Source organism: Tenacibaculum sp. 190524A05c (assembly GCF_964036595.1).
In the GTDB taxonomy this organism is placed as follows: domain Bacteria; phylum Bacteroidota; class Bacteroidia; order Flavobacteriales; family Flavobacteriaceae; genus Polaribacter; species Polaribacter platacis.
Genome location: NZ_OZ038523.1, coordinates 768081 through 794584, shown reverse-complemented (window position 1 = coordinate 794584; position 26504 = coordinate 768081). Strand labels below are relative to the sequence as shown.

The 26504-nt window shown below is 29.8% G+C and carries 27 protein-coding genes; 21 read left to right on the top strand and 6 right to left on the bottom strand.

The genetic code is table 11. From position 1 onward, the window contains the following. The first annotated feature begins 165 nt into the window (after positions 1–165). Complete coding sequence (gene guaB, locus ABNT61_RS03550) at positions 166–1641, top strand: IMP dehydrogenase (RefSeq protein ID WP_348712131.1); 1476 nt, start codon at positions 166–168, stop codon at positions 1639–1641. 57 nt (positions 1642–1698) lie between these two features. Here the strand turns inward: guaB and ABNT61_RS03545 are convergent, their stop codons facing one another. Then, the gene (locus ABNT61_RS03545; protein WP_348744891.1) at positions 1699–2469 is read right to left on the bottom strand and encodes a hypothetical protein; all 771 of its coding nucleotides are present in this window, start codon (positions 2467–2469) and stop codon (positions 1699–1701) included. Between the two features lie 390 nt (positions 2470–2859). Between ABNT61_RS03545 and ABNT61_RS03540 the strand changes: the two genes are divergently transcribed. The 20 genes from ABNT61_RS03540 (at position 2860) to ABNT61_RS03445 (ending at position 21198) form a co-directional block, all read left to right on the top strand. Beyond that, the gene (locus ABNT61_RS03540; protein ID WP_348744890.1) at positions 2860–3060 is read left to right on the top strand and encodes a hypothetical protein; all 201 of its coding nucleotides are present in this window, start codon (positions 2860–2862) and stop codon (positions 3058–3060) included. Positions 3061–3101: 41 nt separating this feature from the next. Beyond that, a complete protein-coding gene (locus ABNT61_RS03535; RefSeq protein ID WP_348744889.1) occupies positions 3102–4829 on the top strand; it encodes an ATP-binding protein in 1728 nt (575 codons plus the stop codon). 2 nt (positions 4830–4831) lie between these two features. Beyond that, complete coding sequence (locus ABNT61_RS03530; protein ID WP_348744888.1) at positions 4832–5500, top strand: response regulator; 669 nt, start codon at positions 4832–4834, stop codon at positions 5498–5500. Between the two features lie 90 nt (positions 5501–5590). Then, positions 5591–5824: a hypothetical protein gene (locus tag ABNT61_RS03525; RefSeq protein WP_348744887.1), complete on the top strand. Its 234-nt coding sequence runs from the start codon at positions 5591–5593 to the stop codon at positions 5822–5824. Positions 5825–5829: 5 nt separating this feature from the next. Then, on the top strand, positions 5830–6111 hold the full coding sequence (yidD, locus tag ABNT61_RS03520) for a membrane protein insertion efficiency factor YidD (RefSeq protein ID WP_348744886.1): 282 nt from the start codon (positions 5830–5832) through the stop codon (positions 6109–6111). An 84-nt stretch (positions 6112–6195) separates the two neighbouring features. After that, positions 6196–6402 carry a hypothetical protein gene (locus tag ABNT61_RS03515; RefSeq protein WP_348744885.1) on the top strand — a complete coding sequence of 69 codons (207 nt, stop codon included), beginning with the start codon at positions 6196–6198 and terminating at the stop codon, positions 6400–6402. A gap of 197 nt (positions 6403–6599) precedes the next feature. Next, positions 6600–7013 (top strand): hypothetical protein, encoded by a 414-nt coding sequence (locus ABNT61_RS03510; protein ID WP_348744884.1) that lies wholly within the window; start codon positions 6600–6602, stop codon positions 7011–7013. Positions 7014–7111: 98 nt separating this feature from the next. Beyond that, positions 7112–7321, top strand: coding sequence for a hypothetical protein (locus ABNT61_RS03505; protein ID WP_348744883.1), 210 nt, complete (start codon positions 7112–7114; stop codon positions 7319–7321). 9 nt (positions 7322–7330) lie between these two features. Continuing rightward, positions 7331–7711, top strand: coding sequence for a DUF6804 family protein (locus ABNT61_RS03500; RefSeq protein WP_348744882.1), 381 nt, complete (start codon positions 7331–7333; stop codon positions 7709–7711). Between the two features lie 4 nt (positions 7712–7715). Next, complete coding sequence (locus ABNT61_RS03495; RefSeq protein ID WP_348744881.1) at positions 7716–8114, top strand: hypothetical protein; 399 nt, start codon at positions 7716–7718, stop codon at positions 8112–8114. A gap of 6 nt (positions 8115–8120) precedes the next feature. Then, on the top strand, positions 8121–9383 hold the full coding sequence (locus tag ABNT61_RS03490) for an ABC transporter permease (RefSeq protein ID WP_348744880.1): 1263 nt from the start codon (positions 8121–8123) through the stop codon (positions 9381–9383). Positions 9384–9390: 7 nt separating this feature from the next. Then, positions 9391–10293 carry a hypothetical protein gene (locus ABNT61_RS03485; RefSeq protein ID WP_348744879.1) on the top strand — a complete coding sequence of 301 codons (903 nt, stop codon included), beginning with the start codon at positions 9391–9393 and terminating at the stop codon, positions 10291–10293. Positions 10294–10640: 347 nt separating this feature from the next. Next, positions 10641–12500, top strand: a complete 1860-nt coding sequence (locus ABNT61_RS03480) for a DNA topoisomerase IV subunit B (protein WP_348744878.1) — start codon at positions 10641–10643, stop codon at positions 12498–12500. A gap of 2 nt (positions 12501–12502) precedes the next feature. Beyond that, positions 12503–12703 (top strand): hypothetical protein, encoded by a 201-nt coding sequence (locus tag ABNT61_RS03475; protein ID WP_348712127.1) that lies wholly within the window; start codon positions 12503–12505, stop codon positions 12701–12703. Between the two features lie 20 nt (positions 12704–12723). Beyond that, positions 12724–12915 carry a hypothetical protein gene (locus ABNT61_RS03470; RefSeq protein ID WP_348712125.1) on the top strand — a complete coding sequence of 64 codons (192 nt, stop codon included), beginning with the start codon at positions 12724–12726 and terminating at the stop codon, positions 12913–12915. An 8-nt stretch (positions 12916–12923) separates the two neighbouring features. Next, complete coding sequence (locus tag ABNT61_RS03465; RefSeq protein ID WP_348744877.1) at positions 12924–14339, top strand: hypothetical protein; 1416 nt, start codon at positions 12924–12926, stop codon at positions 14337–14339. Positions 14340–14396: 57 nt separating this feature from the next. Beyond that, the gene (locus ABNT61_RS03460) at positions 14397–17084 is read left to right on the top strand and encodes a DNA gyrase/topoisomerase IV subunit A (protein ID WP_348744876.1); all 2688 of its coding nucleotides are present in this window, start codon (positions 14397–14399) and stop codon (positions 17082–17084) included. Continuing rightward, positions 17085–17420, top strand: coding sequence for a DUF2834 domain-containing protein (locus tag ABNT61_RS03455; RefSeq protein WP_348712119.1), 336 nt, complete (start codon positions 17085–17087; stop codon positions 17418–17420). After that, positions 17395–18246, top strand: coding sequence for a mechanosensitive ion channel family protein (locus ABNT61_RS03450; protein ID WP_348744875.1), 852 nt, complete (start codon positions 17395–17397; stop codon positions 18244–18246). The genes ABNT61_RS03455 and ABNT61_RS03450 overlap by 26 nt, the downstream gene beginning before the upstream one ends. Before the next feature lie 78 nt (positions 18247–18324). Next, positions 18325–21198, top strand: a complete 2874-nt coding sequence (locus ABNT61_RS03445; RefSeq protein WP_348744874.1) for a M60 family peptidase N-terminal accessory domain-containing protein — start codon at positions 18325–18327, stop codon at positions 21196–21198. A gap of 174 nt (positions 21199–21372) precedes the next feature. Here the strand turns inward: ABNT61_RS03445 and ABNT61_RS03440 are convergent, their stop codons facing one another. The 5 genes from ABNT61_RS03440 to ABNT61_RS03420 form a co-directional block, all read right to left on the bottom strand. Beyond that, positions 21373–22635: a cytochrome-c peroxidase gene (locus ABNT61_RS03440; protein WP_348744873.1), complete on the bottom strand. Its 1263-nt coding sequence runs from the start codon at positions 22633–22635 to the stop codon at positions 21373–21375. Positions 22636–22739: 104 nt separating this feature from the next. Further along, a complete protein-coding gene (locus ABNT61_RS03435) occupies positions 22740–23549 on the bottom strand; it encodes a hypothetical protein (RefSeq protein ID WP_348744872.1) in 810 nt (269 codons plus the stop codon). 236 nt (positions 23550–23785) lie between these two features. Continuing rightward, the gene (locus ABNT61_RS03430) at positions 23786–24430 is read right to left on the bottom strand and encodes an alpha/beta hydrolase (protein WP_412766929.1); all 645 of its coding nucleotides are present in this window, start codon (positions 24428–24430) and stop codon (positions 23786–23788) included. A gap of 45 nt (positions 24431–24475) precedes the next feature. Continuing rightward, positions 24476–25402, bottom strand: a complete 927-nt coding sequence (locus ABNT61_RS03425; RefSeq protein ID WP_348744871.1) for a hypothetical protein — start codon at positions 25400–25402, stop codon at positions 24476–24478. A gap of 347 nt (positions 25403–25749) precedes the next feature. Next, the gene (locus ABNT61_RS03420; RefSeq protein WP_348744870.1) at positions 25750–26499 is read right to left on the bottom strand and encodes a DUF6882 domain-containing protein; all 750 of its coding nucleotides are present in this window, start codon (positions 26497–26499) and stop codon (positions 25750–25752) included. Positions 26500–26504 lie beyond the last annotated feature (5 nt).

Sequence of the window (26504 nt, the reverse complement as noted above, 5' to 3'; positions counted from 1 at the left end):
ATTTTTAGATTTCAGCTATTTTAGAACTTATTCCTTAAACGTAAGAATATTGACCATAAGCGTTTTGGCTATATATTATTCTCTTAACATAAACATAAACTTAGAATTCCAATAAAAGCAGTATATTTGCATGCAATTAATTAGAAACCTAATATTGATTGCAACATGAACGCCCACTCATCTAAATTCGTAGGAGAAGGTTTAACATACGACGACGTTTTACTTGTCCCAGCTTACTCAGAAGTTCTTCCAAGAGAAGTTAGTATTCAAACAAAATTCACTAAAAACATCACTATTAATGTGCCAATTGTATCAGCTGCAATGGATACAGTAACGGAAAGTGCTATGGCAATTGCTATTGCTAGAGAAGGTGGTATTGGAGTTTTACATAAGAATATGACAATTGAGCAACAAGCTCAGGAGGTTCGTAAAGTTAAGAGAGCTGAAAGTGGGATGATTATAGATCCAATTACACTTCCTTTAGATGCTGTTGTTTTAGATGCAAAAAAGGCAATGCGTGAGCATAAAATTGGAGGTATTCCTGTGGTAAATGAAGAGAAAACTCTTGTAGGAATAGTTACGAATAGAGATTTACGTTTTGAGAAAGATAATGATCGTGCTATCACAGAAGTAATGACTTCAGAGAACTTAATTACAGTAGCTGAGGGAACTTCATTACAAGAAGCAGAAATTATTCTTCAAAGTAATAAGATTGAAAAACTTCCTGTAGTTAATGATCAATACAAATTAGTTGGGTTAATTACATTTAGAGATATTACAAAAACCACTCAAAAACCAATTGCAAATAAAGATCGATTAGGTAGGTTAAGAGTAGCTGCAGCTTTAGGTGTAACGTACGACGCTGTTGAAAGAGCTGAAGCATTAGTAAAAGCTGGTGTTGATGCTGTAATTATTGATACAGCTCATGGGCATACAAAAGGTGTGGTAACAGTTTTAAAAAATGTAAAAGAGAAGTTTCCTGAGTTAGATGTGGTTGTTGGAAATATCGCAACTCCGGAAGCAGCAAAATATTTGGTTGAAGCTGGTGCTGATGCTATTAAAGTAGGAATTGGTCCAGGTTCAATTTGTACAACAAGAGTTGTAGCAGGTGTTGGTTTTCCTCAATTTTCGGCTGTGTTAGAGGTTTCTGCTGCTATTAAAGGAAGCGGAGTTCCAGTTATTGCAGATGGAGGTATTCGTTATACAGGAGATATTCCAAAGGCAATTGCCGCAGGAGCAGATTGTGTAATGTTAGGATCATTATTAGCAGGAACTAAAGAAAGTCCTGGAGAAACAATTATATATGAAGGAAGAAAATTTAAGTCGTACAGAGGAATGGGATCTGTTGAAGCCATGAAAAAAGGTTCTAAAGATCGTTATTTCCAAGATGTAGAAGATGATATTAAAAAATTAGTTCCAGAAGGAATCGTTGGTAGAGTTCCTTACAAAGGTGAATTATATGAGAGTATTCATCAATTTGTTGGAGGATTAAGAGCTGGAATGGGATATTGTGGAGCAAAAGATATTGATACCTTAAAAGAGACTGGAAAATTCGTTAGAATTACGGCAAGTGGTATTAATGAAAGTCATCCTCATGATGTAGCAATTACTAAAGAAGCACCGAACTATAGTAGAAGATAATTTTAGGTTATAAAATATTTTATGGAACTCTGTTAATAACTATGTTGACAGAGTTTTTTATTCATTTAATAATCCTTCAGAATTTATAATTATTCTATTTATAGGTTTTAATTCTTTTTTTGTTTGAGGATGAATACCGCGATGTGTAAAGAACTCACCTTTACCTTTTTCATTTTCTCCATACCAATAATTAGGTCTTCCGTTAGTGAAGAATACTGTGCTAGTATCTACAGCTACTTTTTTAAATAAATCTATATTGACTTTGTGTTTGGTATTATCAATGGCACCTGAGATGAAACATGAAGATTTCTCATAATGGTCAATTTTCCACACAATACATTCATTTGAATTAAATAAAATATCTTTATTTATAATTATAGCAATGTATAATGAAGAAAGTATAGTAATACTTACTAATCCTGTTTTTTTCCAGTTTTTATATTCTTTTGCAATTTGAATATCGGGTTCTTTTATAATTTCTATTCCTTCTGTTTTTCCTCGTTCTACTTCTTGATCGCCGTTACCCTTTTGTGGAGTAACTATTAAAACTTCGTTTTGCTTTTGAAAGTCCTCATAGTCTTTATAACCTAGATATTCAGCTAAAACATTTTTAAGAAAAGAATCATTTATAGCTACATTTTCATCATGTTCCTCTTCAACATATTTTTTATGTAATCTAGAGGCTTTTTGTATGCTTATATAATTAAACTTACCATACTTTTTTTCAAGTAATTCTTCTACTAGAAATTTAGCTTTACCATGTCTTTTAGTAATGCCTTCTCTTTCTTCCACTCGACGAAAAAAATCTACAATAAGTTTTTCAATCATAATTACTCAATTTTTATACAAATGTTACCCAAATGTAATTGAGTTCTCCAAAAATTGATTACGGTTTTCCATAAACTATACAATACCTCTACAATAAATAATTGATTAATTTTTGATAAATGCTAAACCTCAAATAATCAGAATCTTTGCAATGTGATTGATCGGGGAATCAAAATATAAACACAACGATTTTTTCACATTCTATGAGATCTATATCAGCTGACTTTTTAAGAAGGGAAGCTTTTAAACGAAGCTGATTAGACACCTTACTTCCCGCGAAAGAGGCGCGCGACTCTTTTAAAATTTTAGGTTTTTCCAAGCATATTTTGGAACTGAGCACTCTTGCTTGGAAAGAATATTAATGCTCAAATTTTAATAGAGAATTTTATTATGAAACGATTATTTGTAATATTCGCATTGATTATAGGGAACACCACTTTTACATCTTGTACAGATTTAACGGAAGAAAATTTAGTTACAAATGATTTACAACAAGAAATACAAGGAACTGGAGGTGGTTCAAATGGAGGAAATAATGACCCGGATCCAGATCCAGAGCCTGAACCAGATCCAGAATCTGATAATGGATAAAAATACTTGATATATAATCTATAAAAAGGTAAATTAGGAGGATGAAATTGAACAAATTAGTCCTCCTCTTTTTTTTGATTTATTATAATTTTTCGTTTGGTCAAGAAAATAATGATATCAAAAAAATTAAAAAGAAAATATCAATCACTAAAGAAGATAAAGATCTAGCAAGATACTATTATAAATTAGGTTATGTTTATAAAAAGCAAGCACAGATAGACAGTGCATATAAATACATTTTATTGTCTAAAAATTTAAATGTAAAACTAAAAGATACTTTGAAGACAGTAAAAAGATTGTATAGTTTGGGAAACATAGAATATGCAAAAGAATTATATTTTAAAAGTGACTCTACATTTGTTGAAGCCTTAAAACTATTGAAAGATAAAAAGAAAGAGTCTAAAATAACTACCTCTATATACAACTCATTAGGAATTAATGCAAATTCGACGAAAAAATACAAACAAGCTATAGAATGGTATAATAAAGCTCTGTTGTTGACAAAAGACTCCGTAAAAAAGTATCGATATTTAAATAATATTGCTAATAATTTTATTTCATTAGAAAAGTATAATAAAGCTAAAGATATCTTATTCAAGATAAAAACGAGTTCCTACTTTGACAGTTTAAATCTTAATCTACAGTGGAAAGTTATCGATAATTATAACTATGCAAAACTTGAAAATAATGAACCTGTTAAGGAAGAAGATTTCGTAAAAATTGCAGAGGCTAAAAAAGAAAAGAATGAAATAGCAAGTTTATTTTCAAGTTATTCTTTTCTAAGTTATTATAATGAAAAATATAGAAATTTAAAAAGAGCTCAATATTATGCTAATTTAATGTATAAGCTTTCTTTAGATCACAATAGACCTAATGATAGAGTTTTTGCAATTGATCAAATCTTATCTTTACAATCCGAATCATACTTGAAAGAATTAAGTGAAGAAAGAATAATATTATCTGATAGTATAAATAATGCTAAAGAAAAGAAAAGAAATGAATTTGTAACTACCGTTTATAATTATAAAGAAGAGAATAAGAAAAAATTAATAGCAGAAGCAAATTATGCAAAAGAAAAGACAAAGCACTTAGAACAAAAATCCCAAAAGCAACAATGGATTTTTACTGCTATAGCTTTATTACTAACTTCAATTACTTATATCTATTATAGGAGGCAAAAAACAAAAAAAGAAAAAGTAATAGAAGTATACAAAACAGAAACACGTTTAGCCAAAAGAATTCATGATGAATTGGCGAACGATGTGTATTTAACAATGAATAAGTTGCAAAACGGAGAAAGTTATTCTCAAACGTCTTTACTTTCAGATTTGGAACATATCTATACGCAAACTAGAGATATTTCACACGAAAATAGTCCAGTAGTTACGGGAGTAAAGTTTAGAGAGTTTCTACAACAATTATTTACTGACTTTTCAACAGATACACGTAAGGTAATTAGCAAAGGAATTACAGAAGTATTTATTGAAAACCTTACTGAGGAGAAGCAAATTATAGTGTACAGAGTATTACAAGAGTTGTTAATTAATATGCACAAGCATAGTAAAGCAGATATTGTAGTAATCAGTTTTAAAGAAGAGAAAAATAAAATTAAAATTCAATATAAAGATAACGGATTAGGAGCTACATCAATACAATTCAAAGGCGGACTACAAAATATGGAAACCCGTATAAAATCAATAGGAGGAACAATTACATTTGAATCAGAAAATCAAAAAGGATTTCAAGTTAATTTCCAATTTAAAAAGTAGTTATGTTCAAAAAAATACTAATAGCAGAAGATAAAGATCATGAGTCTAATGGTGTGGTGAAATCATTAGAAGAAAGTTTAGAAAATACAAAGTTAGATTATGCACAGTATTGTGATGAGGCGTTCTTGAAATTTAAAAAGGCTTTACAAATAAATGAACCTTTTGATTTAATAATTAGTGATTTGTCATTTATCGATAATCCACATGAACAGCGATTGTATACAGGAGAAGACTTAATTACTGCAGTTAAAGAATTACAACCTGACTTAAAAACAATTATATTTTCAATCGAAGACAGAGCCTATCGAGTAAAACAGTTATGTAAAGATTTAGATTTAAATGGTTATGTGTGGAAATCTACAAATGCACTAAAAGACTTAAAAAAGGCTATCAGAGAAGTTAAAGATGGAAACTTTTTCATTTCTCCACAATTGTCACATGCATTACGCACAAAAGAAACTTTTGAAGTGACCTCTTATGATGTTTTCATTTTAAAACAATTAGCTGAAGGGTTAGATCAAAAAGAAATTAGTGAAGCGTTAAAAAGTCAACAGATAAAACCTGCAAGCATTAGTTCTGTAGAAAAACGATTAAAGCTATTAAAAGAAAACTTTAATGCAAATAATCCTACACAATTAGTAGCCATAACAAAAGATTTTGGATTGATTTAAAGTTGAGATTTTTTTAATTTATGGTTATCCGTAAGGATTAACGATATTCTGAATTTATGTTTGAAGTATTAATAACTTCAATCAATTAATATGGAATATAAAGTAATACCATTTGTGCCAACAATCAATCGAAAAAAAGAAAACTCAAAAGAAGTAGCAAAACAACTCGAGAATATTATCGAAAACTACACAGTTCAAGGATGGCAATATGTACGAGTAGAAAGCGTACAAACATATATTTTACCTGACTTCGGGTGTTTTGGTATTGGTGCTAAACCAGGTTATACAGCTTATAGACAAATGATTGTTTTTAGTAAAAGATAAACTTAATGAAACAATTTTTATTAGTTGGTATTCGACTTTATTGGTTTTTAAAGCCAAGAAATAAAACACCTTGCTGTATATTCAGAAAGTCATGCTCCAATTATGTTTTTGAAATTACAGAGCAAAAAGGTTTTTGGAAAGGAATAAGAGCACTTAAATTCCGATTTAAAAATTGTCGGGGTGGGTTTAAAATATACAGAAACCCCAAAAGTGAACAAATTGAAATGATTTTGCCAGATAAAACGATCATTAATGAAAAAGATATAGCTGAAAGATTATTAAAATGATTTATAACTCTACGGATTACCGTAGAGTTTTGTGTTTTTGTAAAGGTAATTTTGAGCTAGTATTAATTATAAAAATAAAATCGCATGGCGAAATATTATGTAAATAAGAATGCACAAGAAAATGGAGATCACGAAGTGCATAAATTTGGATGTTTTTGGCTTCCAAAAGTTGAAAATAGGATTTATTTAGGAAATTTTACAAACTGTAAAGATGCGGTTAAAGAAGCAAAAAAACATTACAATAAGGTCAATGGTTGTTACCACTGTTCCAGAGCTTGTCATACAAGTTAATTAGACTTCTATTTTATCCCTATGAGTATTTTCATAGGGTTAATTTTTTTAAATAATTAAAGTCTCTCGCAATAAATGAAAGAACAAATAAAAAAGCATACCAAGCTACTATTGCTTTAGTAATAATTTTAGGACTTACACTTTTATTAAATAGTAAAACTGAAGAATCACCAAAAAGGAACAAAAATACAGCGGCATTGGCTTGTGTTTCCATATCTGAAGCAAGGTGTACAGGTTCTCCTTATTGTAGAGCTTGTAAAAACCGTAGTAGATGTAAGCATTGCAATAGTGGAGGATCTTGTGGAGTATGCGAGAGGAAAGAATTTATTACTAAATCAAAGAAACAGGATATAAAGAGAATAAATTATGATGTTAAGAATAATAAAGAAACTAAACAAAATAATAAAACAAATAAAAAACAACTATTAATTAAAAAAGCTAAAACTCCTCTAAGAAGCGGTCCAGGTGAATCGTATTATATTATTAATAAACTTAATAAATACGAAGAGTTAATTTTATTATCTGTTCACAATGAATGGTTTAAAGTAAAGGTTAAAAGAACAGAGACAATCGGGTTTATATATTACAAAGATGTGTTTACAGAAATTTAAAAATTATGATATAAAACAAAAGCTTACGGATTTCCGTAAGCTTTTGTTTTATAAGGGGATTAGATTTGGAGTAATAGAATCTAATTAAATTTTAAAAAATGAAAACTAATGTAAAACAATACTTGGTATTAACTTTCCTAATAATTTTTTTAATTAACTGTACTTCTAGTAATGAACTAGTAAGTGAAGAAAGAGAATGTGGTACACACAACGGTAAATTATTATTTGTTGGACCAAAAGGGGGTTGCTATTACTATAACAGTAATGGGAATAAAGAGTATGTAGATAGATCTGAGTGTAATTGTTAAAAGTGAAAAATGGAATATTATACTTTTCAAAAAGGATTTAATACTTCTTGCGCTTTAGCCTTATTCATAGGAATAGCCAATCTACCTATTCAATATTATTCTTTTTTAAGAATACTAACTTTTGTAGGGTGCATACTGATATTTTTTCATAAAAAAACCTCCTTAGTTTGGAAACTGCCTTTTATGCCGATAGCTATACTATTCAATCCAATTTTTCCAATGTATTTATATCTAAAATCGTATTGGATTCCAATGGATATTATAGCTGGAATACTGTTTTTATTGATTAGTTATTATGGATATGGTGAAAAACAAAAGAAAAAGAAAAATGAAGCCAAAGAAACACAACAAAAAATAAAGAATAGAAACATGTACAATATAAAATACTAGAAAAATGAACGAAATCACTACCGAACTTAAAAGCCATTTTTTACGATTGTATCAAATGGCATTAGCAGACAATAATTTTGATGTATTAGAAATGAAAATGCTTTACAAATTTGCGTCAGATAGAAATATTTCAAAAGAAGAATTAGATAGCATTCTTCATTCAGAATATCAAGAGAGTACTATCCCAGAAACATTAGAATTAAAAATAGAATATTTATACGATTTAGCAGTAATGATATGGGCAGATAGTGTAGTTACAGAAGATGAAATTATAACGCTAAAAAAGTACTGTATAAAATTTGGATTTCTTAATGAAAACATAGAAGAAATCTCCAGTTTTTTACTAGAGAATGCAAAAAATAAAACTTCAAAAATAGAATTGTTAAATCAATTAAAAGCATAATATATTATGGAAGCTATAAGAAAAATATTTGCGACAAAAGAGGAAGAAACTACTACCGAAGTAACAACGCTTAAAGAAGATACTAAAAAGGTTGAATTAACTTTTTTTGAAAGTGGATATGGATCTTCCAAACAATCATCTGGAAACCATAAAGTATTTAAAGCATGTTTAACAAATGTATATATGGATTATAAATCTAAATGTGCAGAAGATGAGCAATTACAAAACAAATTAAAAGAACCACATATTCAAGAGAGAGGAAGAAAAGAGATAGAATTAAAAAAGAGACAAATTGTAAAAGGAATTTTAGGTGATACTATTTCATCGGATAAAGAAAAAATTAAAGAATGTGAATTTGAAATTATAGATATTCGAGAAAACTCAACAAAGTATGTAGATTCAGATCGAAAACCTAAAGCACAATTTTATTTAGGGTTAACAGTACTCATTCCAATTACATTTTACTTACTGGTATTTTATATTTCAGCGTCCTTTTCAGCCTTTTTCAAAAACTTTGAAAACGATGTGTTATCTACTGCAATTTTCGATGGAAATGCATTTTCAAAAGCATTAAGTCATGGAGTTTTAGAAGCAATATTTGTAATAACAATTCCTTTTGCATTTATGGGACTTGGATACTTAATTCACATGTTTCAAAAACACAAAGGATGGTTGTCTTATGTGAAGATAGGTGCGTTATTTATTATCACATTTATTTTCGATGCAATTTTAGCGTATCAAATTGAAATGAAGATTTATGATTTTAATAAAACACCAGGATCACCAGATTTTAACATGTCTATTGCATTTAATAAAGTAGAATTTTGGGGAATTATTTTTGCTGGTTTTGTTGTTTACATAATTTGGGGATTGGTATTTGATTTTATCATGAAAGAATATGAAAGTATAGATAAGATTAAAGTATTTATTAGAGGGAAAAGAGAAACTATAGAAAACTTTAAAAGATCAATTTCAGAAGGAACTAAAAAGCTAAATGATGTAAAGAAAGAAATAGGTGAATTGGAGGCAAGAATATTCGATATTCAACAAACTATAGATGGGTATATTTTTCCCAATAAACGCTACTTAACATATCACGCAGAATATGTGAAAGGTTGGTATTTAGCTATAAGCGACAACTTTGAAAACCTCAAAAAACGTAATGATTTACTTACAAATTGCGAAGCAATAGAAAAAGAACATTTACAACATTATGATTTAACTAATGAGAATACTGAAGGAATCATTTATAAATCACAACTAAACTAAAAACATTATGAGACCTAATTATATTCAATTATTGGTATTCCTACTCTTAATAGTAGGATGTAAAGAAGAAACAAAAAATACTTCACAAGATGCAAAAGCATTACAAGTAGTTAGTAAAAAGAAAACTACAGATAACCTAAACATTAGTATTTTATTAGATTTATCTGATCGGATAAATCCAGTAAAAAACTCAAATGGGACAATGGAGTATTATCAAAGAGATTTGGGTTATATAGCGGCTATCACAAAAGCTTTTGAAAACCATATTATGCATAAGAAAATTCAAAAAATAAAGGATCAAATACAAGTATTTATAGATCCAGAACCATCAGATATTACTCTAAATGAAAAAATAGCAGCTTTAAAATTAGAATTCAATAGGCATAATGCTACAAAAGAGTATATTAATAAAATACAAGAAACATATCAATTTAATTGTAAAGATATCTATGAAACAGCTATAAAAGATGGTAAATATATAGGATCAGATTTGTTTAATTTTTTTAAAAATAAAGTTTCAAATTATTGTATTAAAAAGAATCAAAGAAATATCTTAATTATACTAACAGATGGTTATATGTATCATAAAGACTCTAGAATAAAAGATAAAAATGAAACAACATATCTAACTTCTAAATTAATAAGAGGGTTTAAATTGAATACAACAAATTGGAAAAAACGTTTTGAAAAAAACAACTATGGTTTTCTATCTGTTGAGCAAAACTTAAAGGAATTAGAAATCTTAGTTTTAGGGATAAACCCATTAAAACATAATCCTTTTGAAAAAGATGTTATTAAATCGTATTGGTCAAAATGGTTCAATGAAATGAATGTCAAAAAACACCAAATTAAAAGCGCAGATCTACCAATATATTTAGAGGATGTTATTGAGGATTTTATAAATAATTAATTATGAAAAAAACTATTTTAATTATTTGTATTGGAATAATCTCACTATCCTTTCAGGAAAAAATGAAGAAAAAGGAGGAACAAAACGTGTATATCTGTAAAAGTGTAAAAAGTACTAGGTATCACTATGATAAAGATTGTAGAGGACTATCGAAATGTAAATCGAAAATAAAAGCAACCAGAAGAATAAAAGCAGAAAGATTTGGGAGAACTTTATGCGAAATAGAGAAGAAACAAAAGAAAAAGAAATGAAAAATAAAAACTCTGTTAATAACTATGTTGATAGAGTTTTTTATTTTATGTAGGTAAATCTTATTTTAGCGAACACTTCATTATTTACTGACTTTTATGGCGCAAGAAACAAAATATACCGAAGATAATATACGATCACTCGACTGGAAGGAGCATATCCGTATGCGACCGGGGATGTATATCGGTAAATTAGGAGATGGATCATCTCCAGATGATGGTATTTATATCTTAGTAAAAGAGGTACTCGATAATTCCATAGATGAATTTGTAATGGGTACTGGTAAAACCATCGAAGTTTCTATTCAAGGAAATAAAGTTATTGTTAGAGATTACGGACGTGGTATTCCATTAGGTAAAGTTGTAGATGTGGTATCTAAAATGAATACTGGTGGTAAATACGATTCTAGAGCTTTTAAAAAATCAGTTGGATTAAATGGTGTTGGTACTAAAGCAGTAAATGCGTTATCTACGTATTTTAGAGTAGAAAGTACACGTGATGGAAAATCAGCTTCTGCAGAATTTGAAAAAGGAAATTTAACCAATCAGGATTTTCTAGAAGAAACAACAAGAAGAAGAGGAACAAAGGTTACATTTATTGCTGATGATGCCATCTTCAAGAATTACAAGTATCGTCCAGAATATGTCATAAAATTATTAAAGAACTATGTGTACTTAAACCCAGGTTTAACCATAGTTTTTAATGGAGAGAAATTTCATTCAGAAAATGGATTAAAAGATTTACTTGAGGATAACAACAATCAAGAAGATATGATGTATCCTATTATCCATTTGAAAGGAGACGATATTGAAGTTGCTATGACACATAGTAAAACTCAATATTCAGAGGAATATCATTCATTTGTTAACGGTCAGAATACAACTCAAGGAGGAACGCATCAAGCTGCCTTTAGAGAAGCTGTAGTAAAAACTATTCGTGAGTTCTATGGTAAGAATTTTGATGCTTCTGATGTACGTAAATCTATAATTGCAGCCATTTCTATTAAAGTAATGGAACCTGTTTTTGAAAGTCAAACCAAAACGAAACTAGGTTCTACTGAAATGGGAGGAGATTTACCTACGGTAAGAACCTATATTAATGATTTTATAAAAACGAAACTTGATAATTTCTTACATAAAAACCAAGAAATTGCTGAGATTCTTCAAAAGAAGATTTTACAAGCAGAGAAGGAGCGTAAGGAGTTATCTGGAATTAGAAAGTTAGCTCGTGATCGTGCTAAAAAAGCGAGTTTACATAATAAGAAATTAAGAGATTGTAGAATCCATTTTGGAGATACAAAAAAAGAAGATTATTTAAATACGACCTTATTCATTACCGAGGGAGATTCTGCATCGGGATCAATAACAAAGTCTAGAAATGTAAACACACAGGCTGTATTTAGTTTAAAAGGAAAGCCTTTAAATTCATATGGATTAACAAAGAAAATTGTATATGAAAATGAAGAGTTTAACTTATTACAAGCCGCATTAAATATCGAAGATGGTTTAGAAGGATTACGCTATAACAATATTGTAATTGCAACGGATGCCGATGTCGATGGAATGCACATTCGATTACTATTGATTACATTCTTCTTACAATTCTTCCCAGAAGTAATTAAAGAAGGTCACCTATATATCTTAGAAACTCCATTATTTAGAGTTCGAAACAAAAAGGAAACGCATTACTGTTACTCGGAAACAGAAAAGCAAGAAGCGATTCAAAAATTAAGAGGTAAACCAGAGATTACACGATTTAAAGGATTAGGGGAAATTTCACCTAACGAGTTTGTTTACTTTATTGGAGAGGATATGCGTTTAGATCCTGTAATGTTAGATAAGGATATGTCTATAGATCAGATGCTACAATTCTACATGGGGAAAAATACACCAGACCGACAAAAATTTATTATCGAAAACTTAAAAGTAGAACAAGATTTAGTGACTACAGAGGAATAAATATGCCAAGTAAGAAATTCATTAAAATTGTGCTGATAGCTTCATTAGCTTTAGTTTTGATAAATCTATTCTTAATAGATTTAGATAATTTAACTGATTTAAAGATAAATCTATCAAAATATCTAGGAGTCTTGTCAATGTCTTTAAATGCATTAGCAATGTTGATAACATTAAGAAAAATGAATAAAGAGGAGCAGAATTAAGGAATAAAAGCTTTTAATTAATGAAAAGTATAGCAAAAGTATTTAGAGCATTATCCATCATATTTATTATCATTTTAATTTTTTGGATTGTTATGATCGATTATAAAGATTTGTCTTTTAAGAATAACATTTCACCGTATTTCGGAATATTTTCAATGGTGTTAATGTTAATCGCTATGGAATTCATTAAAAGAGGTATTAAAAAGAAATAGTTTAAATATTGAATAAAGAGGAAAAGGAACTTTGGAAAAAAGTTAAAGCATTTAAATTAGATTCTCCCAAAGAAGATTATGGTTTTTCTATAAAACTATCACATGAGAATAAATGGACAATACAATTTACAGAAGATGCTATTTTAGAGTATAAGAAATTCATGTTTTTAGCAGCTATATCTAAATCTATGGTATCTCCATCTCATATTATAGATATAGTTTGGCATCAGCATCTTACGTTTTCACATTCTTATAAATCATTTTGCGAGTTATTAGGAAAATCTATTAATCATATTCCTTCTACAGGGAAGGTAGGAGAAAGGGAAGTACTTAAGAATGCAGTAAATTTTACTAAAGAAAAATATGAGAAGTATTTCGATAAGCAAAATGCAATTATTTGGTCGGTTAAATCTTTTGAAGATTCAATAAAACTTCAACAAGCAAGTAAAAATTGGAACCTATCGAATAGTCAATTGATTTTGGTAGGTGTACTATTATTAATACCAACATTTTTTCTTTGGAAACCAATTTTGTTAAAAATAGGGAACCCTGAATTTATTCAGATTGCTATAATGGGGTTGATTTTTAGTATTGTATTCATTGAGTACTTTACTAGAGAAGGATTTAATAATGCGTATAGCAGTCTAGTTTATGATAACGAATATATTCGAAAATTAAAGCCAGAAGAATCAATAGTTATAGCAACTAGAAATACCGAACAATTGGCTCTATATAAGTTGAATAACTTATTTGAAAATAAATTAATTGAAACTAAGAGAGATAGTACAAACTTAAAAAAAGTAAATAGCACCAAGAAAAGCGAAGATGTTGTAGAGAACTCTATTTTAAATTATGTAAAAGAGAATTCTAAGAATGATTTAAGAGTTGTATTAAATGAAGCAAGTAATAAGCCTTTTTTGACAAGGTTTTTAGATACTGGTGAAATGATTCAAAATAAAATAATGAATTCAAAAGCCATTATTGAACATAAAATAATCATATCATTCATTCTTTTTTTGCTTTATTCCTTTCTTTTTTCAAGATTCATACTAGGAACACTGAGAGATAAACCAGTATTAATATTAATGATATTCATAGTTCTTTCTTTGGTTATATTCTATGTGTATTTAATGGACAGGTATAAAGTTTTATATAAAAGAAAGTTTTTATCTGCGATAGATACGCATGTAGATACAGATCAATATTTAGATGGAATTTTGTTAAATCAAAATGTAGTATTAGCTGGAGCTTTAACAGCTTTAATTATAGCTAGTGGATACGGACCCAAAAAAAAGGAAACAAGTTGGTTTGATTCTACCTGGAGTTCGTGCAGTAGTTGTAGTTCATGCAGTAGCTGCAGTTCATGTAGTTCTTGCAGTAGCTGTAGTAGTTGCAGTTCTTGTGGCGGATGTGGAGGAGATTAAGTATATTAGTCAAGTGAAACAATAAATAAACTCAAAACGGTTAAACGTTTATAATACATGAGCGAAGAAAACAATAATTACGAACACGACGAGGAGTTAACAAACGAAAATCAAGCTGAAAATACAGAATCCATAACTAAGGTTACGGGTATGTATAAGGATTGGTTTTTAGATTATGCTTCGTATGTAATTTTAGAACGTGCTGTTCCATCTATTGAAGACGGTTTTAAACCTGTACAACGCAGAATTATGCATTCTATGAAAGATTTAGATGATGGACGATACAATAAAGTAGCAAATATTGTTGGTCATACCATGCAGTATCACCCGCATGGTGATGCTTCTATTGCAGATGCAATGGTTCAAATGGGACAAAAAGAGTTACTTATTGATATGCAGGGAAACTGGGGTAATATCTTAACTGGAGATAGAGCTGCAGCCTCGCGTTATATTGAAGCACGTTTATCTAAGTTTGCTTTAGATGTTGTTTTCAATCCCAAAACTACAGAATGGCAATTATCTTATGATGGAAGAAAGAATGAACCCGTAAACTTACCCGTTAAGTTTCCTTTACTATTAGCACAGGGAGCTGAAGGTATTGCCGTTGGTTTATCTACTAAAATCTTACCTCATAATTTTAATGAGTTAATTGACGCTTCAATTAAATACTTGAAGGGAAGAAGTTTTACCTTAGTTCCTGATTTCCTTACAGGAGGAATTGCAGATGTTTCTAATTATAATGATGGAAAACGAGGAGGAAAAGTTCGTGTAAGAGCAAAGATTTCTCAATTAGATAAAAAGACTTTAGTAATTACTGAAGTACCTTATGGAACAACTACTTCTTCGTTAATCGATAGTATTTTAAAGGCAAATGATAAAGGTAAAATCAAGATTAAAAAAATCGAAGATAATACCGCAGCGAATGTTGAAATTTTAGTGCATTTACCGCCAAATACATCTCCTGATAAGATGATTGATGCTTTGTATGCTTTTACTAGCTGTGAAAGCTCAATATCTCCTTTATCGTGTATTATTGAAGATAATAAACCAATTTTTATTGGAGTTTCTGAAGTATTAAAGAAATCTACTGATTTTACAGTTGAGTTGCTGAAACGTGAATTAGAGATTCAATTAAATGAATTAGAAGAACAATGGCATTTTTCTTCTTTAGAGCGTATTTTCATTGAAAACAGAATTTATCGAGATATCGAGGAACAAGAAACTTGGGAAGGTGTTATTGAAGCCATCGATTTAGGTTTAAAGCCTCATACAAAACATTTAAAAAGAGCCGTAACGGAGGAAGACATTGTAAGACTTACAGAAATTCGAATTAAGAAAATTTCAAAATTCGATATTGACAAGGCGAAGCAATTCATTGAGAGTTTAGAAGAGAAAATAGCAGATGTTAAGCATCATTTAGATCATTTAATTGAGTTTGCTATTGATTATTTTAAAGAATTAAAATCTAAATACGGTAAAGGAAAAGAACGTAAAACTGAAATCAGAATCTTCGATGACATTGTAGCTACAAAAGTAGTTATGCGAAACGCGAAGTTATACGTGAATAGAGAAGAAGGATTTATCGGAACTTCATTACGTAAAGATGAGTTTGTATCGGATTGTTCTGATATTGATGATATCATAGTGTTTAGAGAAGATGGAACAATGCTGGTTACCAAAGTAGGGAGTAAAACCTTTGTTGGTAAAGGGATTATTCACATTGCCGTATTCAAGAAAAAAGACAAAAGAACCGTTTATAACTTAATTTATAAAGATGGTACTCGTGGTCCGAGCTATATGAAACGTTTTAATGTAACGTCAGTTACTCGTGATAAGGAGTATGACCTAACAAACAAAAGTAAAGGTTCTAAAATTTTATATTTCTCGGCAAATCCGAATGGTGAAGCAGAAGTAGTTACGATTTTACTTAGAGCAGTTGGTAGCATTAAGAAATTGAAGTGGGATTTAGATTTCGCTGATTTAGCTATAAAAGGTAGAGGAGTACGTGGAAATTTAGTAACAAAACATAGCGTAAAAAAGGTTGAGTTTAAAGAAGCCGGAGTTTCTACATTAAAGCCTCGAAAAATCTGGTTTGATGATACGGTTCAGCGTTTAAATGTTGATGAAAGGGGAGAGTTACTTGGTGAATTTAGAGCTGAAGATAAAATCTTAGTGATTTCACAATCTGGAAAAGCAAAGGCTGTTACACCAGATTTAGCAATGCATTTTGATAATAATATGATTGTATTAGAGAAATGGAAACCAAATAAACCTATCTCTGCAATTTATTATGACGGACATAAAGAACGCTATTTCGTTAAACGTTTCTTACTAGAAAGTGCAGATAAAGAAGAAGTGTTCATTACAGATCATGAAAAATCACAGTTACAAATTGTAGCAACAGATTATCGTCCAGTAGCTGAAATTACATTCTCAAAACGTAGTCTACCAAAAATGGAAGTCAACTTTGAAGAGTTTATATCAGTTAAAGGAATAAAAGCAATTGGAAATCAGCTAACTCAAGCTAAAATTAGAACCGTTAATTTATTAGAGTCGCTTCCATATGAAGAACCTGAGGAAGAGAAGGTTGAGGATATAGAAGTTAACGATGAGGAATTAATGAATAATACAGAAGACGAGTCTGATAAGTTCAAAGAGACCAAGGCAAATAAAGCCTTACGAGCAGCAATTAAAAGAAAGAAAGAAGCTAGCGACGATGATGAAAATCAAACAGCATTGTTTTAAATGAAATTAAAGCATCTATATTTGGCATTGGCCGTTTTAGGTATATGTTATACTTGGTATTATAATATCCAGTATTTTCAGCATGCAGTTGATCCATCTTTTGCTAATTTTTTCGCAGATGCTAAAGTGAATTTTGCTGGTAAATCACTCAGTGCTGATTTATTAGTTGTTGTAATTACCTTTTTTGCTTTTTATATTCCTGATGCAATTAAACTAAAAATCAAATATTGGTGGGTTTTAATACCATTAACTTTTATAATCGCAGTTGCTTTTACATTTCCGTTGTACTTATATTTAAGAGCTAATGCGATTGAAAAACAAGGAAGAATTGGATAAAATCATTTCATATCAGTTTGATTTAAATAATCCGTTTGGAATAATTGCATATATCGCTTTAGTTCTTTTCGTTGCGTGGCTATTATCAAGATGTATTCGGTATGTGATTGTATTAATTATCAATTCAAAGCAAACGGATCGTTTTGGTAGAACCAGTATTCAGTTCTTAAGGAATTCCGTAAAGTTTTTTGTTGGAATATTTGCATTAGTATTCATTGTAATGTCAATTCCTTCATTACGAAGTAAAGCTACTTTAATCTTCTCTGGAGCCGGTATTATTGCTGCTATTATCGGTTTCGCTGCTCAAGCGGCATTATCGAATTTAATTGCAGGAGCCTTCATCGTTATTTTTAAGCCATTTCGTGTTGGTGATTATATAAAATTAGATGATACAAGAGTTGGTATTGTAGAGGACATTACATTGCGTCATACGGTAATTAATAACTTCGAGAATAAACGACTAATTATACCGAATTCTGTCATTAGTACAGATTCTGTATTAAATCATACCATTCAAGACTCTAATGTATTAAGCTTTAACAATTTTAAAATTGGTTTACGGGCAGATATAGATTTGGCAAGAGCTATAATTCAAGAAGAAGCCATAAAACTACCAATGGTGATGGAAACGGATGTTTCTACGATTGATGTTAGAGTTATTGACATTCATGAAAGCTATATTCACATAAGAGCTTATGTTTGGATGAATGAACCCTTTCAAGAATTTAGAGGAAAATGTGCGCTAAAAGAAGCAGTTCATAAACGATTTATTCAAGAGGGAGTTGATTTACCAATTCCAATTAATAAAGTGGAAAGAATAGAGTAGAATTTTATTAATTTTGTTTCGAAGTAAATATTAAAAATCTAATTATTTGATATTTATCCCAATAATAATCCCAAACATATGAAGCAAAATTATTTTAAAATTTCTACACGACTCAAAAGTGTATACTTCTTATTTCTTTCTATATTTTTTATTGCAGTTTCTAATGCTCAAATTTCTCAATTTACCTTTGAAGATGATATAAATGATCAAGTTGGTAGTTTTGATGGAAGCTATCTATTAGATGGAGTTGAAACCACAATAAATTCTACGTTATTCACTTCTGGATTAAATGGAAAAGCATTAAGTCTAAAGCCAAATGAAGGATTAAGTCTTCCTAATACTTTAGGACAATCAATACTTAATGAGAATTCTTTTCAAGTTGAATTAGATTTTAACGTCACTGAAGCGGGTACAGGAGATGCAAGAAAACCTATTTTTAATTATAAGGTTAGTGATTCTGAAACAAGCGCAGGATTTAATTTATACACAGAGTTTGATGGAACAAATATCAAGCTCATATTTTTATATGCTGATGGAAGACAAGGTACACAAGGTGCAGATTTTGCATACTCTTCTCCAGTTGGTCAACTTACAGAGGGTGAGTGGGTAAAAGTTAATCTTATTATTGATTTTGTAAGTAGAACTTGGACAATCAGAGTCAATGATAGTTTTACTGTCCAAAACTTTGATCCAAAATTTGACTTAGATTATGTAAAAAGTGAATTAAGTACACTTCATCCTTATGTTGGATGGAGGTTTGAATTAGAAACTGCAGTTGCGGCATTTCCGAGTACATTTTCGAGTACAGTTAAATTTGATAACTTAAATATATATGCTCCTAAAAAAGCGAGTTCTGTGAGTACACTTACAAATGCTATTGATGAAATGACCAAGAGTATTTTAGGTACCGTTACTCTAACACAATCTCAAAAAGATTTATACACCATAGATATTTTATTAAACTATTCAAATAATTACGCTTCTGCTAAAACTTCTATTGATGCTTATTTAAAAGCTTATGAAGATAATTATGCACCACTTTTCCAAAGTGGAAGTTTAGTGAACATTTCAGATTTATCAAATGAATCAAGAATTACTTTTTATCTTCAACAAGATATTCATGACAATGAATTTGTTTTAGGAAACATAGATAATGTTTCAGGAATTAAATTTGAGGCCGCAGATGTTTTTCCAGGATCTATTGATAATAGTGCTCCTAGGCTCGTAAGTCAAGTTGTAGAAATAAATGGAACATACATTACCGATAGAGGTTACCAAAGAGGAGGAGATACTGCAATTAGACCAACGGGTTACTATGCAGCTCCTGGAGAAATAATCGAGATAAATGTACCAAGTCAGGCTATAAATAGTGGTTTAAGTATTCAAGTTGGATCACACGCTTTTGATCTAACAGCTAAACTAGGTGAAACTAATCGTTTTCCTAGAATATCAAAAGAGTTTGATGTAACTCAAAGTCAGGTTAAAGTTGCAAATCCTTTTGGAGGTGCTATATACATTTTAGTCCCAGATGGAACTAACTTGGGATGGTTAGATATTACAATAAGTAACGCCATAAAATCTCCATTTTATAGAAGTATAAGCGGGCATGAATTATCTATTTCTTCTTTTCAAACAGATTTAGCAAACAACTATACTTCTTGGATAGATATTGAATCAGAAATGATGCTATTTACTTTACCTAAAGGAATGATAGGATCTCATGATATTTCTGGAGCTATGAATAAATGGGATGAAATGTGGGAAGCAGTTCAAATTGCTGGAGGTAGACCTTTGAAGAAAACAAGATCTGAATATTTATTAATTGATAGGAGATTACCTTTTGGTGCGATAGGAGCGGGTTATCCAATGATTTTAAGTTTTTCAGATGCTCCTTTTGGTAATTATAGCGATTCAGGTGAAAATCCATTACGAGTGCTTGAAACAAACTATATTCAAACTGCTTCTAACGGTGTTCTTGTTCACGAATTTGGACATAATATGAATTTTCCAACTCCTCCAGGGGAAATTGAAACTACAGTACAATTAGTTGGATTACCCGCATATAATGTTGGTTTAGGACTTCCTATTGATACTGTTACACAGTATTTAGAGAATGAAATGCATACTAGAGATATGGCGGCAATAAATTGGATGATTAGTCAAAATTTTAGAACTAATAATCCGATGGGATGTGATCCTACAATGCCTAATGATGTTTGTGATGAAAAACGATATCAAATTAGAGGAGGAATGAAGTTTGTTGATATAGCTATGCTTTTTGGTTGGGATAAATTAGGAAAGATAAATGAAGTGTATTACAACAGATTTAAAAGTGCAAATTGGTTGGCAGAAGATATTCCTAATATTAGTAGTGAAGATTATATCAAAACTTGTACAGAAGCTTTAGATATAAACATAACACCTTTATTGCATTTTTGGGGATATATACCTTCACAATCACTAAAGGATAATTTGGATTCTTATACTGAAAGTACTGAGATTCTTGATAGACTAAATTATTATAAATCTATAATACCTGCGGATAAAAACGCTTTTCAAACATGGTATGATTTAATTAAACCAACAGTAGATCCTGTTCATCATGATCGTTTTGATTGGACATTAGCAAATTATGATACAGAGAACATTGCGAAACAAATCTCTGATCAAATTGACTTTATAATAGGATATTATTTCAATAATTTATCTACTGATGATGAGAATGAAAAAGATTTAAAAATATATCCAAACCCAGCTAATCAAATCATAAAGGTAATAGCAAAAAACCAATCAGAGCTTGAGCTAACTTTATATGATATCCATGGTAGGGTAGTAGCTTATAATGATAAATCAGCAGAGCTTGATGTTAAGCAAATTTCGAATGGTACATATTTTTTAAGGATAACTAACTTAGAAGGAAATTCTATTATAAAAAAGGTGTTAATTAAGTAATTACAAAGTAAAAATCCCACTATTTTGAATTTAAAAAGTACCATATCAATATGGTGCTTTTTTTTGTTTTTTAATTTAATGTGTTAATGTATATTTTTTGATTTAAATAAAGTGGAAAGAATAGAGTAGAGTGATAATTTTTCAATCATCACTCTAGTATTATTTGATTTGGGTTTAATTTTTTATGAATGGATCTGACCATTTTTCATTCGTATACACATCACTTCCTGTTAATGTAGATAGAAATGCATTAATTTGTTGTCTTTCTTGAACCGTGGAATTCATTAAGAGAGCAATATTTTCTCCCGTACTTGGACTAACTCGTCTTAATCTAGGATCAAGATTTGGATTATCCGCTTCGTCTAACCTTCTAAATTCATAATGTCCGAATATATCTTGTAAAAAATGAGCTTGACCAGAATGAAACATTCCTCCATTCAAACTTTCTTTATCTGCTTTTATCAAATCTCTTAGTGATGGAGACCTTGTATTATGAATGTCTGACGGTGCATTTGGATTATTCGAAGCGGGTCTTACAAAAGCGTTATTCAAAGAATTCGGATCAATATTAAATTCTGGAGGTTGATGGCAAGTAGCACAATTGAATCCTCCTACTGTTCGTTTTGCAACATTAAAAGTTCCTCCTGGATCTCCAGGAACATCAGTTACAGTATGAGAATCTTCAACCCATTCAAAGTCTTGAATAAACAAACGCTTACCAGCATTTTCATCATCCGTAAAATTTGGAAAATCAGTTAAATCATCGTTTACCTGAGCTCTACCAATATCATATTTAGAATCGAAAGATTGGATACTTCTTACAAATTGAGCTAATGCTTTTTGAATTCTATCTTCGGTAATAGTATCATCTCCAAATGCACTAATAAATAAACTTGAATAATATTCGGTTGCTTTCATTTTTATAATCAAATCATCAAAACTAGGCATACCATTTTCTCCACTAAAGCCCATTTCTTTTTCATCCTTTATAGGAAGTGTCATTTGATCTTCAATAGTGTTCGCTGATTTATCCCATCTAACTCGTCCGTCATTGCTAAATCGAATATTGACTAATCGCATAGAATGTTTTGGAGTAAGATTATCATTAATTCCTTTGCTTACATTCTCTAAATCAGAGAACGCATGCTCTTGAATATGACAAGAAGCACAAGAAATAGAATTATCTACGGATAATTTTGTATCGTAGAATAATACTCTACCTAACGTAGCACCCGCATTAGTAATTGGGTTAGAGCCTAATGTATTGTCTTTAGAAATATAGGAAGGAATACTTTGATTTTCATAATTGAAAGGTTGGTCAGGTAAATTCAATTCGGCAAAAGAATCGGTTGGAATAACAGGTTCATAACTATTTTCTTCAGAACAGCATGATGTTAAAAAGAGAATAGTTGAGAAACCGAAAATTAAGTTTTTCATGTAAGGGGTATTTAGTTGATTTAACTACTTAGACTTTTTAATTAAACAATGGTTTAATTTATAAGTGAACTAATTTTTTAACCTAGAGTAAATCTTCGTTCTTACTAATTGGAATTATCATTTAGCTTATAAATTCTTTCCTCATGTAATTTTACATTGGTTAAATGATCAAATACTTTCATTGTATTTGTGTTTAGAACAATATGTTCTCCAAATTGAGAATTTCCTAACCAGGAAAGAAAGTAAATCCCATCAGAAATTTTGGTAATATTTGTTTGATATTGTTTAGCTTCTTTATTGTTTAAACTTACCCAGGTAATATTCTCATCAACTTTTATTGAAGTTAGACCTTCTTCACTGTCGTAGATAAAGGTTTTTCCAGAAAGTTCTTTTCTAGCAGTTAAATGCTCTTCTATTAGAGGTTTTTTAGACTCAAAAATTGTAGGTAATTCATACTTTTTAGTATTACTATTCAATTTTAAAATCATTCGAAGCATAGATATTGGTTTTCCTTCAGGAAACTCGCAATGAATTGAAGGACCACATTTAACGGTTCCGTGAATCATTTCAAAATCAGAAGGACTATTTTCACTAGCATTACCACTGCGAAGATGGGCATATACTTTTTTAGTTTTAAAGTTTACAACAACATTGTCTCCGCCACTATCTCCGAAAACCCATGACAAGAAGTAAATGTGCTCAGAAATTTTTGAAATTTGAGGTTCTACTTCAGAAGTTATTCCATCAAAATAGCCTCCATAACCTCGCCATTTAATTCTATTATCATAAATAGCTAATCGAAAACTTCCAAAATCTACATATTCATATTCAATAAACTTACCTTCTAATTCTCTATATCCAGATCCCGAAGTATTTACTTCTGAAACAGTATTAATTATATCGGTTCTATTCAAGGATTTACTTTCACTTTTGCATGAAATCAAAATAAATAATAGTGCTGAAAAAAATATGAAATATGCTCTCATGTTGATTATTTAATTAGAATTTATGACCATTATCAAAACCAGTTATTGTTGCACCGGTATTATGATTTAAATTTTGGTCAAAAATCTTATAATCAAATGTGTAGACTTATATTAAAAAGAGAATAATTAATGTAAAAATGGGAAAACAAGGATACAGAGATTATTTATTTCATATCATAATTACCATTTGCCCATTCAATGGTTGGTTGAATCCATTCTTGTAAAGGTTGAAATAAAAAACCGTGTCTTAATCCTGTATTTAACCGTATTTCTTTGAAATTTTGGATGTTACAAGTTGAACTATTTTTTCGTTTGATGGCAGAAACACCAAATGGATCAGATTTCTCATAAATGGTAAGAATATTTCCACAATAATTTATTTCTGGAATATTTTCAATATCTGATTCTTGAAAACTAGCGACAAAAACAAAATTAAGATTTGGATTATTAGCTAACGTAGATACATATTGGGCAATATATCCACCTTTAGATGTTCCAACTACAGTTATATTTTGAGCTTGGATTCCAGATTGCATCAAGATATCTATTTTATTAACTATTAGACGGGCGTAGGCTCTAGCATTTACATTACCTTTTCTTTTTTCACTGATAACGTTGAATCCTGCATTTTGAAACTTAGATAAGATTTCTTTGTACTGTGTTCTACCATATTCGGGATGAATATCATTCAATTCATGAGTTTCTAAAAATCGGTTATGAAGAAAGAATAGATATTTGGATTGTTCAGTTTTATCACATCCTGATAAACCCATTAATAAGAAAAGTCCAATAACAAATTTAAAGTTCATTTTATATATGCTATTTCCGAAAGTAATTTTTAAAACTGTTAATGATTACTCAGTGCAATTTTCATTCATCAAATCCATTTTAGATGGGTTATAGCCATTATTAACTACCTGATAAAGTCCTGAGGGTTCAGAATTTTTAAATAATGTAGTCAAAGCACATAAATCCTTCAGTTTTGAATTATTTTCAATTATTAAATCATTATTTATTGTCAATATAGATTCTAAACCGTTTAAATTAGTTAATTCGTTATTATTGTATATAATTAGACTTCCACCAATTGAATTAACTTTAGACAGTGCACTAATATCCTTTAATTGAGAATTTCCTCCTTCAGAATTTTGACCGACTCCAATAAATAAATCGTCATGAATAATTTCAAGATTTGAAATTCCATCTAAGTTTTCAAGTAAATCATTATTATTCACTACTAATTTAATAACCTCTTTTAATTTGATTAAAGGCGCTAAATTTTTAATATTAGTAGATTCTGGTAATATCTGATTAATTCCAACAAAATCTCCAATAATAAGAGTTCCCATTATTTTAGTGTAATTATTACTTCCTAAAAGTTCAATATCTTCCTGAGTTCTTATTATAAAAGTATTACTTGTTGTAAAACTCCAAATTGGTGAACTGGCCAAAACTTGTCCATTACTACTTATGGTCTCAACTCTCCAATAATAAGTATGGTTAATATTTAAATTAGTGTATTTTTTTTCTGGAATTGCTAAATCAAAAACTGTTTGAGGATCTTCTGAGGAATCAAAATACATTCTGTAGGTTGCATCTTCTGGCGTATTCGCACCAGGTAAAAAAGAAATTGTTCCATTCATGGTAGGAATTGGAGCAGGATTATTATAAATAATACGTTCTACAGGTAAAACTAAAACTTCATTTTCTATATTATTTTGACAAGATAATAGAACAATAAGAATAGAAATTATTATTGAGATTGAAATTATTTGTTTCATACTTTTTCTTAAATAGTAATTTATTATAAAGGTATTCTAAGTAACTAGATAGAATTACGTTTTGAACCTTTATGTTATTTCTTTTTATTTTTTGTGTATTGGTAAGTTTTATAAATACCTTTCAGTCCGAAATAGAAAATAAAAAAACTAAAAGCGAATAAAACATAAGGACTCATAAAACTTTGTTGAAAGGATACAAAAATCATTAAGTATAGACCTATAATCAGAAAAATTGTAAAGATTACATAGAGTTTCTTTGGTTCGTTAAAAGATACGGATGCTTTCATAGTTTGTAATTTGATTTTTCCACAAAAATATTAATTTCAATATTGTTATATTTCCTGTTCTTATTGATTAAATTCTTTTAACTCAAAATAACATTCTTCACATACTAGTTGTATCTCTGCATACGATTCTGAAACATCATTCCATTCTTCTTCTTTGTCTCTAACTAGTTCACATTCATTACACCATGCGCCAAAGTCATCATCATTGTCTAAATCCATTCCTCTAAATGTATCAAATGATTCATGGAATCCCTTTCGTTCCGTTAAATTTAAGTGTTGACAAACAAAAGCAGGTCTTCGTTTTCCATGAATACCGCAATCAACAGTTCTTTGCTTTAATTTAACAACTTCCTTAGAGTTTTTATTTCCATGTACTTTAATAACTAATTTAAAGCTCAATAAATCATTAGAATTAACACAATAAACACCTAATGATTGTATATAATTTTTAGTAATAGCAGCGAAGTCCCAACATTCTTCTTTATCACATTCAAAAAGTCCATCGTTTAATTGTGAATAAGAATTTTTCTCTCCAAGTTCCTTAATTACTAATGTTTTTGTTTTATTTTTTTCAATTGAATGTTCATTTGCCCAACTCCATAACCAAGTATTCGACTTTAAAGAATACGAACCAATTGGTATATATTCGAAATAGATTTCATCGTTATCATTATTATATATTCTCAATAGTTCACTCTCTTGATCATAGAACCAATGTGAGTACGAGTCTAAGTTATATTGAGAATAAAATTCGATTTGCTCATCATAAAATTTGTCATATTCTTGAATGCAAAATTCACTAAAATTCATAGTTG

Bases quoted from the DNA above. Each gene is read 5' to 3' on its own strand.
- guaB (WP_348712131.1), top strand. From the start codon at position 166: ATGAACGCCCACTCATCTAAATTCGTAGGAGAAGGTTTAACATACGAC.
- ABNT61_RS03545 (WP_348744891.1), bottom strand. From the start codon at position 2,469: ATGATTGAAAAACTTATTGTAGATTTTTTTCGTCGAGTGGAAGAAAGA.
- ABNT61_RS03540 (WP_348744890.1), top strand. From the start codon at position 2,860: ATGAAACGATTATTTGTAATATTCGCATTGATTATAGGGAACACCACT.
- ABNT61_RS03535 (WP_348744889.1), top strand. From the start codon at position 3,102: ATGAAATTGAACAAATTAGTCCTCCTCTTTTTTTTGATTTATTATAAT.
- ABNT61_RS03530 (WP_348744888.1), top strand. From the start codon at position 4,832: ATGTTCAAAAAAATACTAATAGCAGAAGATAAAGATCATGAGTCTAAT.
- ABNT61_RS03525 (WP_348744887.1), top strand. From the start codon at position 5,591: ATGGAATATAAAGTAATACCATTTGTGCCAACAATCAATCGAAAAAAA.
- yidD (WP_348744886.1), top strand. From the start codon at position 5,830: ATGAAACAATTTTTATTAGTTGGTATTCGACTTTATTGGTTTTTAAAG.
- ABNT61_RS03515 (WP_348744885.1), top strand. From the start codon at position 6,196: ATGGCGAAATATTATGTAAATAAGAATGCACAAGAAAATGGAGATCAC.
- ABNT61_RS03505 (WP_348744883.1), top strand. From the start codon at position 7,112: ATGAAAACTAATGTAAAACAATACTTGGTATTAACTTTCCTAATAATT.
- ABNT61_RS03500 (WP_348744882.1), top strand. From the start codon at position 7,331: ATGGAATATTATACTTTTCAAAAAGGATTTAATACTTCTTGCGCTTTA.
- ABNT61_RS03495 (WP_348744881.1), top strand. From the start codon at position 7,716: ATGAACGAAATCACTACCGAACTTAAAAGCCATTTTTTACGATTGTAT.
- ABNT61_RS03490 (WP_348744880.1), top strand. From the start codon at position 8,121: ATGGAAGCTATAAGAAAAATATTTGCGACAAAAGAGGAAGAAACTACT.
- ABNT61_RS03485 (WP_348744879.1), top strand. From the start codon at position 9,391: ATGAGACCTAATTATATTCAATTATTGGTATTCCTACTCTTAATAGTA.
- ABNT61_RS03480 (WP_348744878.1), top strand. From the start codon at position 10,641: ATGGCGCAAGAAACAAAATATACCGAAGATAATATACGATCACTCGAC.
- ABNT61_RS03475 (WP_348712127.1), top strand. From the start codon at position 12,503: ATGCCAAGTAAGAAATTCATTAAAATTGTGCTGATAGCTTCATTAGCT.
- ABNT61_RS03470 (WP_348712125.1), top strand. From the start codon at position 12,724: ATGAAAAGTATAGCAAAAGTATTTAGAGCATTATCCATCATATTTATT.
- ABNT61_RS03460 (WP_348744876.1), top strand. From the start codon at position 14,397: ATGAGCGAAGAAAACAATAATTACGAACACGACGAGGAGTTAACAAAC.
- ABNT61_RS03455 (WP_348712119.1), top strand. From the start codon at position 17,085: ATGAAATTAAAGCATCTATATTTGGCATTGGCCGTTTTAGGTATATGT.
- ABNT61_RS03445 (WP_348744874.1), top strand. From the start codon at position 18,325: ATGAAGCAAAATTATTTTAAAATTTCTACACGACTCAAAAGTGTATAC.
- ABNT61_RS03440 (WP_348744873.1), bottom strand. From the start codon at position 22,635: ATGAAAAACTTAATTTTCGGTTTCTCAACTATTCTCTTTTTAACATCA.
- ABNT61_RS03430 (WP_412766929.1), bottom strand. From the start codon at position 24,430: ATGAACTTTAAATTTGTTATTGGACTTTTCTTATTAATGGGTTTATCA.
- ABNT61_RS03425 (WP_348744871.1), bottom strand. From the start codon at position 25,402: ATGAAACAAATAATTTCAATCTCAATAATAATTTCTATTCTTATTGTT.
- ABNT61_RS03420 (WP_348744870.1), bottom strand. From the start codon at position 26,499: ATGAATTTTAGTGAATTTTGCATTCAAGAATATGACAAATTTTATGAT.